Origin of the sequence: Microcystis sp. LE19-10.1B (assembly GCF_027530565.1) — a bacterium.
Classification (GTDB): Bacteria; Cyanobacteriota; Cyanobacteriia; order Cyanobacteriales; family Microcystaceae; genus Microcystis; species Microcystis aeruginosa.
In genome coordinates this window covers 1-12,818 of sequence record NZ_JAPZQM010000679.1, presented here as the reverse complement: position 1 = coordinate 12,818, position 12,818 = coordinate 1, and the positions used below count along the sequence as shown (strand labels likewise).

10 protein-coding genes and 1 pseudogene are annotated in these 12,818 nt (G+C 40.8%); 5 read left to right on the top strand and 6 right to left on the bottom strand.

Features of this window, described 5'->3' with window-relative positions; all coding sequences use genetic code 11:
* Nucleotides 1-14 precede the first annotated feature (14 nt).
* Nucleotides 15-731 carry a hypothetical protein gene (locus O9332_RS24305; RefSeq protein ID WP_288027708.1) on the top strand — a complete coding sequence of 239 codons (717 nt, stop codon included), beginning with the start codon at nucleotides 15-17 and terminating at the stop codon, nucleotides 729-731.
* Between the two features lie 220 nt (nucleotides 732-951).
* Here O9332_RS24305 and cysK read toward each other — a convergent pair whose 3' ends face one another.
* A complete protein-coding gene (gene cysK, locus O9332_RS24300; protein WP_002741039.1) occupies nucleotides 952-1,911 on the bottom strand; it encodes a cysteine synthase A in 960 nt (319 codons plus the stop codon).
* A gap of 57 nt (nucleotides 1,912-1,968) precedes the next feature.
* Complete coding sequence (locus O9332_RS24295; RefSeq protein WP_002756797.1) at nucleotides 1,969-2,115, bottom strand: hypothetical protein; 147 nt, start codon at nucleotides 2,113-2,115, stop codon at nucleotides 1,969-1,971.
* Between the two features lie 83 nt (nucleotides 2,116-2,198).
* On the opposite strand from O9332_RS24295, the gene O9332_RS28520 reads away from it, so the two are divergent.
* A complete protein-coding gene (locus O9332_RS28520; RefSeq protein WP_002756798.1) occupies nucleotides 2,199-2,453 on the top strand; it encodes a hypothetical protein in 255 nt (84 codons plus the stop codon).
* An 18-nt stretch (nucleotides 2,454-2,471) separates the two neighbouring features.
* Here the strand turns inward: O9332_RS28520 and O9332_RS24285 are convergent, their stop codons facing one another.
* Both O9332_RS24285 and O9332_RS28515 read right to left on the bottom strand, forming a co-directional pair.
* Nucleotides 2,472-3,926, bottom strand: coding sequence for a hypothetical protein (locus O9332_RS24285; protein ID WP_002756800.1), 1,455 nt, complete (start codon nucleotides 3,924-3,926; stop codon nucleotides 2,472-2,474).
* 2 nt (nucleotides 3,927-3,928) lie between these two features.
* Nucleotides 3,929-4,588: pseudogene (locus O9332_RS28515) on the bottom strand (type II restriction-modification system restriction endonuclease).
* Between the two features lie 661 nt (nucleotides 4,589-5,249).
* Between O9332_RS28515 and O9332_RS24270 the strand changes: the two are divergent.
* Together O9332_RS24270 and O9332_RS24265 are read left to right on the top strand one after the other, a co-directional pair.
* On the top strand, nucleotides 5,250-5,372 hold the full coding sequence (locus O9332_RS24270; RefSeq protein WP_002737208.1) for a DUF8629 family protein: 123 nt from the start codon (nucleotides 5,250-5,252) through the stop codon (nucleotides 5,370-5,372).
* A gap of 24 nt (nucleotides 5,373-5,396) precedes the next feature.
* A complete protein-coding gene (locus tag O9332_RS24265) occupies nucleotides 5,397-7,037 on the top strand; it encodes an MBL fold metallo-hydrolase (protein ID WP_288027705.1) in 1,641 nt (546 codons plus the stop codon).
* Nucleotides 7,038-7,066: 29 nt separating this feature from the next.
* Here the strand turns inward: O9332_RS24265 and O9332_RS24260 are convergent, their stop codons facing one another.
* Nucleotides 7,067-8,293, bottom strand: a complete 1,227-nt coding sequence (locus tag O9332_RS24260; RefSeq protein WP_287077280.1) for a molybdopterin molybdotransferase MoeA — start codon at nucleotides 8,291-8,293, stop codon at nucleotides 7,067-7,069.
* A 12-nt stretch (nucleotides 8,294-8,305) separates the two neighbouring features.
* Here O9332_RS24260 and O9332_RS24255 point away from each other — a divergent pair, with 12 nt between their 5' ends.
* Nucleotides 8,306-9,193, top strand: a complete 888-nt coding sequence (locus tag O9332_RS24255) for a glutaminase (protein WP_288027703.1) — start codon at nucleotides 8,306-8,308, stop codon at nucleotides 9,191-9,193.
* Between the two features lie 141 nt (nucleotides 9,194-9,334).
* Here O9332_RS24255 and O9332_RS24250 read toward each other — a convergent pair whose 3' ends face one another.
* Nucleotides 9,335-12,454: a TIGR03032 family protein gene (locus tag O9332_RS24250; protein ID WP_288027701.1), complete on the bottom strand. Its 3,120-nt coding sequence runs from the start codon at nucleotides 12,452-12,454 to the stop codon at nucleotides 9,335-9,337.
* Nucleotides 12,455-12,818: the final 364 nt, after the last annotated feature.

Genomic DNA, 12,818 nt, shown 5'->3' with positions numbered 1-12,818 from the left:
GTGAAAAACTTCCCGTGTCTTCAGTATTCCGCCTTCCTCCCTATTTTTCCCCCGCTCTGCAGCGTCGAGTCATTAAAACTCTCGCCGCCAAAAAAACCCGTCAATTCTTGACATGGGCGGCAGCTTGTGCTAGTTTTTTGATCCTCTGGGCGTGGAATTGGCAGTTAGTTTTGGCCACTTTAACCGGAGTGGGGGCGATGATTGGAGTTTACCATCTCCAAGGTCAAAACTGGCCATCGCTGTGGCTGTGGGGGCGTGCTTTTTTCAGTGCCGATAGCGGTAAGTTAACTTTAGCGGTAGTCTGTGGCGGTTTGGGCAGTTTAGCCACCTATCTCGCTGTGGCCATTTGGACCTATGCCGAAAATCGCTGGTTGGCCCTGGCCTCAATTTTGCAAGGATTTGGCACGGTTTTGACTTTAATCCTGCTAGGATGGCATTTTCTCGACCATCGCGGTCAAAATGAGTCAAAAAACTTTGATCGCTGGTTAGAAAAATTAACAGTCAATGATCCCTTAATGCGCTTAATGGCAGTCCGACGTTTAAGTGAAATGCAACTTTCCCCCAGTCGTCGAGAACAATGCCAAGAATACTTCCGTTATCTTCTCTCGCGAGAAACCGATGCACAAGTGCGATCGGCTTTATTGGATAATTGTTCCGGGAAAGAGGCAATCAAACCGCAACCTTTACAAATACCCCTACAGGTGAAAAAATCCCTCCTAAAATACGATTAATACTAAATCCTGTTTAAAAAGTATAGGGAAGTGGGGAAGTGGGGAAATTGAACTAAAACCCCAAAACCCCAAAACCTAAAACCTGTCTCCTAACGACCGGCTCCCGACTCGGAGAATACTGACGACCGACGACCTGCGCCTGAATCCTAGGCCACCATTTAAGATAACTGCTATAGTTAAAGCTAAAGGCTCACTGTAGAGGCTGAAGACGATATTTTTTTCACACCAAAGTTAACTCGCGCTCCTCGATATTTTGGAACATCAGCGTACTCAGATAACGTTCCCCAAAACTAGGCTGAATCACCACAATTAATTTACCCTCATTTTCCGGTCGTTGGGCCAGTTGAATCGCGGCGCAAAGATTGGCACCGGAAGAAATCCCCGAAAGCAACCCTTCCTCTTTTGCCAGACGACGACCAAATTGAAAAGCTTCCTCATCACTGACAGTAATTACCTCATCAATCAGATCTGTGCGTAAAACTTCCGGAATAAAACCTGCACCGATACCTTGAATTTTATGGGGACCGGGATTACCACCAGAAATCACTGGACTATTGAAAGGTTCCACCGCGACTACTTGAAAACTAGGTTTACGGGATTTAATTACTTCAGCGACTCCCGTAATCGTGCCTCCAGTACCCACACCCGCAACAATAAAATCTACCTGTCCCTCCGTATCTTGCCAAATTTCCTCAGCAGTGGTGAGACGGTGAATTTCCGGGTTAGAAGGGTTGCGAAATTGTTGCAACATATAAGCGCCGGGGATACTATCGACGATTTGTTGAGCGCGTAAAATTGCCCCTTTCATGCCTTGGGAGCCGGGGGTAAGTTCTAGGGTAGCACCGTAGGCTTTTAACATCGCCCGGCGCTCTAAACTCATCGTTTCCGGCATAGTTAAAATCAAGCGATAACCCTTAGCTGCCGCAGTCATCGCGAGGGCAATTCCCGTATTGCCAGAGGTGGGTTCCACTAAAACCGTGGTTTCTGGATTGATTAAACCCGCTTTTTCGGCGCTATTAATCATGTGAGTGCCAATGCGGTCTTTGACGGAAGCAGCGGGATTCATCCCTTCTAATTTCATCACAATTCGGCCAAGACAGCCCTCCGCTTGGGGAATCCGATTCAATTGTACTAAAGGTGTGCGGCCAACCAATTCGGTGACATCGTGAGCGATACGCATGATATTTTCTCAGTCTGGGTGATTCGTGTGCTTAGTTATAGCGGTGAGCTCTCAGCTTTAGCGTTTGAGAATTTCCTCACTAGCCAAGGAGGCGCTATATAGCTCACTTATAGCAAAGGCCAGCCCTAGATCGGCAAAATTTCCATTTTCCTTTGTTTCTTCAGTCGGTCCGAGTTGATTCCCAGAGACAGGCAAAACTACCATGACCGATAAGATTGCTTTTTTCCAAAAGCTTATACTTGTACTAAAATAATTATGGATAGTTTACTAAAGTCAGAATTACGGTCATGACCATTAAATCTAATCTAGCCCTATTGAAAGAACAACACATAGAAATTAAGGGCGGATATTCTAGAGTAGTTATGATAATGTATAAAGATCAATATAAAGAAAAGGAATCCAAAGATAAAACCATCGCTCAGAAATTTAATACCTATCATTTTGTAAAGTATAAAGAGCAAGTGGTTGACTTATTAACCCGTGGGGGTACCGTTAGCGTCGAGACAAGGACAATTATCGAGGAGATGAAAAAATTATCATAAAATATCCCGTGAGATGCGTTACTTAGCTGCGTTGGCGTTAGTAATACACCCTAATTCTGACAAATTCAAACTATTTAAAATACGGGTTTTTATTGGTCTTTTTTCATCCCAGAATATCAGAGATGAATAAAATTCCATCGCTAGGGAAGAATTGAGAAGCTGTAGTGTTTTCTGAGCAGTATCTAAATCATCAAAGCTTAAGAAGTAAACAGTATCATCGAAAATAACTGGTTGATTTTGATAGGGTGATATAAGTTGAAAATTCAGTTTCTTATAAAGTCCAGAAATGGCAATTTTAAAAGGAGAGAAGGTGTAAGAACCAACGCCGAATATAGAAAAATCTGGTTGATTTTGATAGATTTTGCTTTTTCTATTCCCAAAGTAATCTACATGATTAACTAGATACTGCCAAGTTTTTGGTGCTATATCTCGCATATTTTCTGTAGATTCACCAATAAACTTCTGAGTTACTAAAACGTATTTATTGATAATTTCTAGGCGATTTTGTGCCACATCTGAACCTTTAAGGAGAGGATAAAGATAGGTGGTTTCAATATCAACGATTTCCTTTAAACCATTGACAAAAATTCCATTAACTAACTGCAATTCCATGACTTTTGAGCAATCATGTTTAATACCTGAACGCCATTTTTCTACTAGAGGATGCCGATGATATAACTTCTCTAGTCTGATAAAAGTATTTAAATCTCTGACTAGAATATCATTTTGATAACCAATACGCTGAAACTCCCTTTCCTCAAAACTCTTGAAAACATCACAAAAGTAATTTTCTGATTGAGAATCAAATTGACAAAATAGGAGACAAGCATCTACATTAGCTTGAAAATATTTTTGAGTGTTTATCGGATAAATTGCCGAATAGGTGAGATTAATTTTCTGAGTATAAATATAGTTCAAAATTTTTCTAGAAACGGCTGTTTTGCAGATAATTGCCAGATAAGCTGAACGATGATTAAGACATTCAATCAATTTAATTAACATCCATTCTGAAATATCAAAGTTACTTTTTCCTGTGATAGCATCTAAACCATGATAACCTTGAAAGTTACTTTTTTGCGGTAAATTGCTACCATTAATCAATCCCTGTTTTGAGTTTGTTATCCAAGGTAGATTCCCCAAGAATAAAATATTCTCTTTCCATGCTTGAGTTAGAGCATTCCAATCACAGTCAAAAAAATTATTTTGATGAACTTGTATTCTTGTATCTTGGCATAATTGCTCATCTTGGGCTATCTGTGCAACATAATTAGGATTAATTTCAAAGCCAAGAATTTTTTCAGTTTGTTTGAAGGTAACTGCTGCCGATTTTAAAAAGTTTCCTGTACCACAAGTTGGCTCAATAATTACCTTGGGATTAACATTTATTTGTGATAACTTTTGGCAAATCTTTTCGGCTAACTCTAAAGGAGTTTGAAAGTCGCCGTATTCAACTTTAACTGGAGAAACTGACATTACTAATTCTCTCTATAAATAGCGATTAATCCTTCTTCTTGACCAGCAAGATCAATTACTCTAGTATATTGTAGTCTCCACTGTAAGGCGTTGGAAATGGTTAAAAATCCTTGTACTGGAGGATTAGCAAGAATTTCATCGGCTATATTGGATGCTTCCATTTCATCAACGGGTAAGTTTTTATCTAACATAAAGGCCATTAAATCATCTTTGTTACCCTGATTGTTTAAGATGTTGCGAATACCACGAGTCATCTGGAAATCAGCTGTTCTTTCAGCCGATACAAAAATTGTCGTGATCATTCTTAAATTGGCAGTGCGATTGAGACTATTATCTAACTTTTCATAAACAAAAATAATTAAGGAATATCCTAAGCCAAAAATCTTTTGTCTTGCGGATTTAAAAGGACAAGATGATTGTGGTTGTTTAGTACTGGTTACTTTTATATCAACCAGCAACTCAGGAAAATCGATACCACTGGCTGCATTACCCTCAACAAAATCATATTTTTCTTTTAGATATAGTTTAAACTTTTGTTCTCAGTAGGTTCCGATCGCTTTACCATCTGTAACACCGTAGAGCGAAGCTTCTTGATGTTGAGACTCTAAAGCTGAAAATATAGCCGCCTCATTACCTAAAGATTCTTGGGTTAATCTTGACATATATAGCTAAATTAATTAATCTCCTCGTTTTTTCTATCTGACAAAATTAGCAAGCTTTCTTAATTATAAGTCAACTGCCATCTATGTAATAGATCGCTGTGAAGCTTGAGACAAAATATTATCGCTCATAGTTTTTTCTTAATATGAGATACAGAAAAGTAGTCCTGTGACTTGGGATTAGCTTTGCTCAAGACTTTTAAATTAACTAAAATTATCGCGCACAACCCTTGTCTAAAACCTATCCCTTATAGAGATCTTTCTTAACAATTTGGTCAGTAAGGACTCTAACCCTTATCCTGACTTGATTTCAGTTTTTTCTTTGTCATTAAGGGTGTCAACAAGGAATATTACAGATTGTTAACCGAGTCTTGAAAGCCCTGTGCTACAAAGGTTTGAAATGTTAAGAAAGATGTGACTAATGGACAGGTCTAAAACCTCGCTCCTGGTTGGCGAAAAGTTTTTGGAGCGGAGTATAAATCCCCGTTACAAAAACGGACTCCTGCCCTCCGCTTCCTGCCTTCGTTAATTATTAACATAGACCGGGCGATGGTGGGGGAAAGAGGGTGAGCGCCCAGGGACAAATCCGAAACCTAGCTGCTAACAACCGAAAAAGTTGGGTTAGTATGAGGGGAGATACCCTCTGAGGAGTTGCACTAATTATATGGACATCAAATTAATCCTGTTGGCATTAACGGCCGTATTCACCGTCTCTTGTCTCTTTTTCGGCACCCGCAACGGTTTTTACGATAGCGATAACTACGATGGCAATGGTTCGGCTCACTAACCAGTCATCATAATCAGGGTTGCCATGGTTCAACGCTCTACTGCCCTCTGGGGGTCGAAATCCCTTTTATCCTGTTTACCTTTTGGTGTCGGTCACACATCGGAAGGGGTTTGTCTCCTACTGAAAATCGGTCCCCATCGCATACTTTTAGATTGCGGTTTGGCCGATATGCAACCCCTCACCGAAAACAAAAAACCACCCGTGGATCTGGTGTTCTGTAGTCATGCCCACAGCGATCACATCCGTGGGTTAATGGCTCTCCATCAGACCTATCCCCAATTGCCAGTTTATGCCAGTGAGGTGACAGTACAACTGCTGCCCCTACAATGGCCGGATGCTGCCGAGGAAATCGGCAGTTTCTGTCAGGGTTGGCCATGGCGATCGCCGATCACTCTCTTTGATGATCTCACCGTCGAGATTTTTCCAGCTGGCCACCTCCCTGGGGCCGCCGTGGTTCTATTCACCTACAAAACCCCCAAACGCACCTATAAAGTCCTCTATACCGGCGATTTTTCCCTGTCTAATTTTCAACTGGTGGAAGGATTATCGATCGATCTGCTGCGGGGAGTATCCCCCGATGTGCTGATTATTGAAGGCAGTTACGGCACAGAACGCCATCCCCACCGACGACAGCAGGAAAAACAGTTGATGAATCGCATCTATCAGGCGATCGCTGAGGGGCAAAATGTCTTACTACCCGTCCCCGCTTTGGGATTGGGTCAGGAAATTTTAAAATTACTGCGGTCGCACCACCAATTCACAGGCCGCGACATTGATATCTGGGTTGGGGGCAAGATCGCTAAAGCTTGCGATGCTTACCTAGAAATTTTACCACAATTTCCCGCATCTGTCCAGAATTTTGCCAAACATCAGCCCTTATTTTGGGATGAGCGCATCTGTCCCCGGTTGCGAAGGTTGCCAGAAAAACCGACACCTCTAGGGGGAACCACTCCGATAATTTTACTAATCGATCGCCTAGAGGAGGTGAGTAAATATCTGCAAGGGGATAAACCTTGGTTAATGTTAGCTCCCCAACACCTGCACGATATCAACCTGGAGAATCCCCGATTAAAAGCGGCACAGCGTTCGCGATTAATTAGCCAAGAAACCTATCTACTGGCCGAACATAGCGATAGTCGCAACACCACCCAACTGATCCATAACCTGCGACCACAGCATATCATGTTCGTCCATGGCTCGCCCCTATATCTAGCGGATTTGACCAGTTTAGAAGAATTACAAAGCCGTTATCAACTCCATTCTCCGGCCGTGGGAACTCTGGTGGAATTGCCTATTGGCGATCGCTTTATGCAACCGACACCCCCGGCCCCCAGTCACTATGAGGGAGAATTAAATGAATCGGATTCGATCGTCACTATCACCTTACCAGAGCCGATCACCCGGGATCCCCGGTGGAGTAATTTCGCCGATACGGGACTGGTGGAAGCGCGCTGGCAAGGGGAAGAATTATTATTACGGGGAGTCTCCCAACGGGAATTATTAAGCGAGAGTCCCAATCGCATCACCAAAGCTTTAGAGGAGATGGATTGCTGTCGTGTCTGTGTCCACTACAAAAGTCAGCGCTGTTGGAATCCCGCTTCTCCCCTCTACGGTTTTAAAGTGGTTGCCGAAGGCTATTGTCCCGTTTTTGAAGCCAATATATAGGGTTTGCTGAATAAATCTGAAACTGGCTCTCAAAGGGGAAGTCCAGTCAAAACTTCTACTGTTTCTCCCGCTTGTATAGTAGTTTTACCCTGGGGAATTATGGCTAAAGCATTAGTACCCGCTAAATTAATTAAATTAGCCGAATTGTGTTGTCCGGAAGCGAGTTGAAATTGATAAACTCCCTCGATAATTTCTATTTTTCCCCAGAGATAAACTTCTCTTTGTCCCTTAGATTTGAGAGTATCGCGGGTGACAACTCGCAGAAATTTGTTCTGATAATCTGTCAATCCCGATAATTTTTTAATGGCCATTTGCACGAAGCGCCAACAGCAAACTAAAGCAGAGACGGGATTACCGGGGATACCAAAGTAAATACAACCGTTAGGAAAAGTAGCAAAGGTTAGGGGTTTACCCGGTTGAATAGCAACGCTGCCAATCAGAATTTTTCCCCCTAATTCCCCTAAAATTCCCTCGATATAATCGTAATCTCCTACGGAAACACCGCCGGTGGAAAGGACGATAGCACTAGAATTAATTGCTTTTCTGATCGTTTCTCTGAGAAGATCGGGATTATCTTTGATTATACCTAAGGGTCTGGGAATTGCCCCTAAACTGGCGACAAATGCGGTTAAAGCGTAGCGATTCGAGTCAATAATTTGACCTTTTTGGAGGGTTTCATCGGGATTAATTAATTCATCTCCCGTGGAGAAAATTGCCACTTGGGGACGGGAAAACACTGTTAATTCGGTAGCTTGTGCCGTGGCTAAAACCGCTATTTCTGGGGAATTAAGGGCAATACCAGCTTTTAATAAGGTATTTCCCGCTCGATAGAATGTGCCGCGTTGACGCACGAAAAGACCTATTTTTTCGGGAGGGATAAGAATCGCCACTCGCTCGCCTTTTTTGTCAGTATTTTCCTGCATAATAATCGTATCACTGCCGGCGGGTAACATTGCTCCTGTAAATATTCGGGCTGTTTCTCCGGGTTGAATAATTTTTTCGGGGACTTTGCCGGCGGGAATTTCGGCGATAATCTTTAAAGTAACGGGATTTTCTGGATTAGTGTCTTTGACATCTTCGTAGCGGACAGCATAGCCATCCATAGCAGAATTATCCCAGTAGGGAAAGTCTAAATCACTGCTGATATCTTCGGCTAAAATGCGCCCAAAAGCTGCCTCTAGAGAAACTTTTTCTGTTTCTTGTCGGGGTTGAATTTGAGTTAAAATTATAGATTCTGCTTCTTTGACTGAGTACATGGATTTAAAAAAATGAACCGATTAGCTAGATTAAGGGTGGAAGATATACAAGCTTGGGTCGGGGAAGTGCATTTATCGGATCTGAAGGGTCAGACTCCCTATTATATACCGGTTTTGAACCAAGTTAATACCGAGGTTTTCGCTCTCCAGATTCACTGTCTTGAGGGGGAGATTTTGTCTTGGGGAGATGAAACTGTAACTTTTCCTTTGATGAGTGTGATTAAACCTTTTTTGTTATTATATCTTTTAACTCATTTAGGGGAAGATGCTGTTTTTCGTCGCGTGGGAAAAGAAGCTTCTAGTTATCCTTTTAATTCCTTAACTCAACTGCAAGAGGATCGCGGTTTTCCCCGTAATCCTATGATTAATAGTGGTGCGATCGCATTGGCAGACTTATTAGCAGGAGAAACGCCGGAATCTCGCTGTGAAAATTTGCTTTTATGGTTAAATGAAATGGGTAATTGTCAATTATTTTTAGATCGATCTGTGCTTGAATCTGTTCACTCTTATCCTAATGTTCACAATCAAGCTTTAAGCTTAGAATTAGAAAAAAATGGTTATATCAGTCATCGTTATTTAGCTCTAGAAACCTACAATCAAATCTGTTGTTTATCTGGAAAAATTGCCGATCTTGCTAATTTAGGTAAGTTAATTTTAGCTTCTTCTTTTGCCGAAATTATTCTAGAAATTATGACTAATTGTGGACTCTATGAAGCTTCCGAAAAATTTGCTATTGAGGTGGGGTTTCCCACTAAATCGGGAGTTAGTGGGGCCTTATTATCAATTGTACCGCAACAGGGAGCGATCGCTTGTTATAGTCCTCTGTTAAATGAGCAAGGTAATTCAATTTTAGGACTTAATTTGCTAACACATATAAGTCATTTTGTCAAGGAAATTTAATCTATGAAAATAAGCTTTAATTCTCAAAAAAACACCGATACTTTTTCTGATTTTTCTGGCCAAGTACCGTGAAAACTGGGAGGGATAAAGTTGATTTTGTCAAGGATTGTTAAGATGCGCTTACCCTGATAATTCCAGTGATCAATTGGCTATCCTGATCATCTCTGGTGATTTTACCGCAGCATAAATATCCCACATTGTCCGATAAGCTTTTTCTAAATTGCGGGTAAAACGAAGGGTATCAAATAACGGATAAGTAAGACGATTTTGTGCTAGTTTCTGTTTAATTTCCTGCAATTTATCAGGAGATTTTGCTAAATTAATCGCTAAATTTTTATACTCCTCTAAATTCTTAGTAATTAATTCAGGTAGGCCAATAGCTGTCAATAAACTAGCACCAACACGGGAAGGAAAAGTTGTACCTGGACAAGTTATAATCGGTAAACCTGCCCATAAAGCATCACTCCCAGTAGTATGAGCATTATAGTATAAAGTATCAAGAAATAAATCAGCTAGTTGATGTCGCGCCAAATGTTCCGGCTTAGGTTCGAGATGGGCAAAAATTAAGCGATCACCCTCAATTCCTCGCGCTTGTGCTTCCCGACGTAGATTTGCTTCAGCTTCAGCTACTCTCGAAAATAACCATAACACACTACCGGGAACATTAGCCAAAATTTGCATCCATACAGTGAATATTTGCGGCTCAATTTTATAGGTATGGTTGAAACAACAAAAGACAAAACCCGATTCAGGAAGACCATACTGGGAACGAGTAACAGGTTTAGATGATATAATTTGTTGATAATCATTAGCCTGATAACTATCCGGTAAAATTACTAATTTTTCAGTAAAATTATCAGCAGATTCCGGTGGGGTAACTATGGCATCACTAATAATATAGTCGATAAAATCTGCTCCCATTGTCCCCGGATAAACCAAATAATTAACTTGAATCGGTGCAGGTTTTAAAGCCAATATTTGCGTCCGCGCTTTATCAATATATCCCATCAAATCAACTAAAATATGCACCCCATCATGAAAAATCCGTTGTGCAGATTCCGTAATTGATAAAGTAGCAATATCATAAAAGCGATCGCAATCATTAGCAATGCGACGACGATATTCACTACCATCATCAGAACCATAGGAATAGGCAATTATTTCAAAGTTAGCGCGATCATGTAAACCAAAGACACTTTGCATCAAATGACTGGTGGGATGATTACGAAAATCATGGCATAAATAACCTATTTTTAATCGTCCAGATCGGGTGCGGGAATGGTTAAAGTTGAGGGGTTTAGTCCCTAAGGCTAATTGTCTTTTAACCTCTTGAGCATAGTTACAAGCTACTTGCAATTGTTGACTAGCAGACCAAGGTTTATATAAGGTATCAAAGGGAGTTACTGCGGTAGTTTTTCCCTCTTGTAACTGGTTTTCGGTTAATTGCCAAAGTTGAATTAAATCAGCTTCTCTTGTGTTCCAATTACAAGTCATTTCCTTCATAGAAAATAAGCAAGCAAAAGCCTCTGGGGAATTAGGTTGAATAGCTAAAGCTTGCTTAAATACGCTCATAGCTGCTTCTACTTTGTCCTGTCTTCCTAATGCTAAAGCCAAACTATTATAAGCTTTAATGTATTTAGGATTAAGCTGAATTGCTACTTGAAAATAAGCGATCGCTTCTTCGATCTTTCCCTGGAGTTGTAACACATTGCCTAAATTAAAGTGTGCCTCTGGATAATTAGGGTTTTTCCTGATTGCTTCTTGAAACTTGACCACAGCATCCCCTAACTTATCCTGCATTTGTAAGACTAAACCTAAATTATTCTCAGCAAAAGCATAGTTTTGATTGCCACAAATAGCGTGGTTAAAGCAAATAATCGCCTCGTCTAAATCTCCCTTGCTAACTGCTATTATTCCCAAATTATTGTGGCTTTCTGCATAATTAGGGTTAATAAGTAAAGCTTGCTTGTAAGCCAAAATAGATTGATCAATTTGTCCTAAACTATCCATGATTACCCCCAACTGATGCCAAGCAGCTGCATATTGAGGATGTTGATTAATTAATTGTTGATAGAGAGCGATCGCTTCTTCAAGCTTAAGCTGTTTTTGCAAGGTGTATGCTTGCTGATAAAGGGTATCTGCTGGGGAAGTATCAGGCTGATTATTTGCTAGATTTCCTCCAACTAAAGGAGAAATAGGATCAAGAGTAATAATTTTACTGATGTCATCATTTTGGAATCCTAAAGCTTGGGGACGTTTAACTCCTTCTAAGATTTGTATATCATAAAGTTCGGTAACTTCACCTTCTAAGCGTATCCAGTGAACAACTTCACCTGTTTTTAAATCAATAATTAGCAGACCACAGCGAGGATCTGCTTCTTTAGCCATTAAATTATCATCTAAGATTAACCCCGAAAAAGTCTTATCTCCCCCACGACTTTTAGATAATCCAACAATGGCATAATTTCCGACAAATGCTAAACCACGCAGAAAACCAGGACAAAAAGTAACAGGCTCAAAAATGCCTTTGTCTTGATCAATATAACCAAAGTAACCCGTACCCGCATTTAATAACCATAACTTACCCTGATAAAATCGGGGAGAATGAGGCATAGATAAACCAGTAGCAATCACTTCATTAGACTGAATATCAATGACACAACCGCCAGTTTGTCTTCTATCTCTCCACCCATCCACCACATCTGATTGACTACAAGCGGTAACATAACGCGCCTTCCCATCTACCAAAGCTAAACCATTGAGATGACAACGATCTTCATTGACTAAAGCGGAAATAAACGATGGTTTCCATAGGGGAATACAACTATGGCGATCGCTGACTGTTGCCAGACAATTTAACATGGTACTGATAAATATAATTCTTTCAGATAGATTTTCTATTGCCAAATCGTGAATATCTAAATCCCCAGTAGTATAACTAATGCGGGGGATATAAAGTTTATCGTAACCATCATAAAGCTGTTCGGATAATAGCACATTATCTAGTTGCCAGATTTGATAGCGGGAACTAAGATAAATCCTTTCTGGGGTAGCATATAAACCCATGGCGCGGTCAAATATCCGCTCAAATCCCGACATCCCCCTGTGGGGGTTAACTCCTAAAAACATCAGTCGAGAACTTTGATAGGTAGTAAAAGCCAGACTAATCTGCTGAGACTCTAACCAATCGATGAAGTTACGGGAAGCAATTATCTCTACGGGAATAGATTGATTAGTATTGGGAGTTGATTGATTCATCATAACCACAAAGACACAAAGATTAGCCAGTAGGGTGTGTTAGCGATAGCATAACGCACCAATTTAATGATAGAGGTGGTGCGTTACGGCGGATTGTTAATTTTGGTTTTTTGACCGAATTGATGGCCGCAAATACGCACCCTACACCTAAATTAGGTGTGTCAGTCCACTACGATTTATGTTTTTGTTTGAGCGCGATCGTTTATAATCAAAATATCATTATTTTGGGTTTGCTGAATAAGTACGGGCGAAGCATTCGGATAGAAAATCTACCTTTTCACCGATAGGTTATTGTCCGAATGCTTCGCCCCTACAGGACGCGGGCCGATGAAGACGCAAGGTTTTGAACGACGATTCTCTCAAAATC

Bases quoted from the DNA above. Each gene is read 5' to 3' on its own strand.
- cysK (WP_002741039.1), bottom strand. From the start codon at position 1,911: ATGCGTATCGCTCACGATGTCACCGAATTGGTTGGCCGCACACCTTTA.
- O9332_RS24295 (WP_002756797.1), bottom strand. From the start codon at position 2,115: ATGGTAGTTTTGCCTGTCTCTGGGAATCAACTCGGACCGACTGAAGAA.
- O9332_RS28520 (WP_002756798.1), top strand. From the start codon at position 2,199: ATGACCATTAAATCTAATCTAGCCCTATTGAAAGAACAACACATAGAA.
- O9332_RS24285 (WP_002756800.1), bottom strand. From the start codon at position 3,926: ATGTCAGTTTCTCCAGTTAAAGTTGAATACGGCGACTTTCAAACTCCT.
- O9332_RS24270 (WP_002737208.1), top strand. From the start codon at position 5,250: ATGGACATCAAATTAATCCTGTTGGCATTAACGGCCGTATTCACCGTC.
- O9332_RS24265 (WP_288027705.1), top strand. From the start codon at position 5,397: ATGGTTCAACGCTCTACTGCCCTCTGGGGGTCGAAATCCCTTTTATCC.
- O9332_RS24260 (WP_287077280.1), bottom strand. From the start codon at position 8,293: ATGTACTCAGTCAAAGAAGCAGAATCTATAATTTTAACTCAAATTCAA.
- O9332_RS24255 (WP_288027703.1), top strand. From the start codon at position 8,306: ATGAACCGATTAGCTAGATTAAGGGTGGAAGATATACAAGCTTGGGTC.
- O9332_RS24250 (WP_288027701.1), bottom strand. From the start codon at position 12,454: ATGATGAATCAATCAACTCCCAATACTAATCAATCTATTCCCGTAGAG.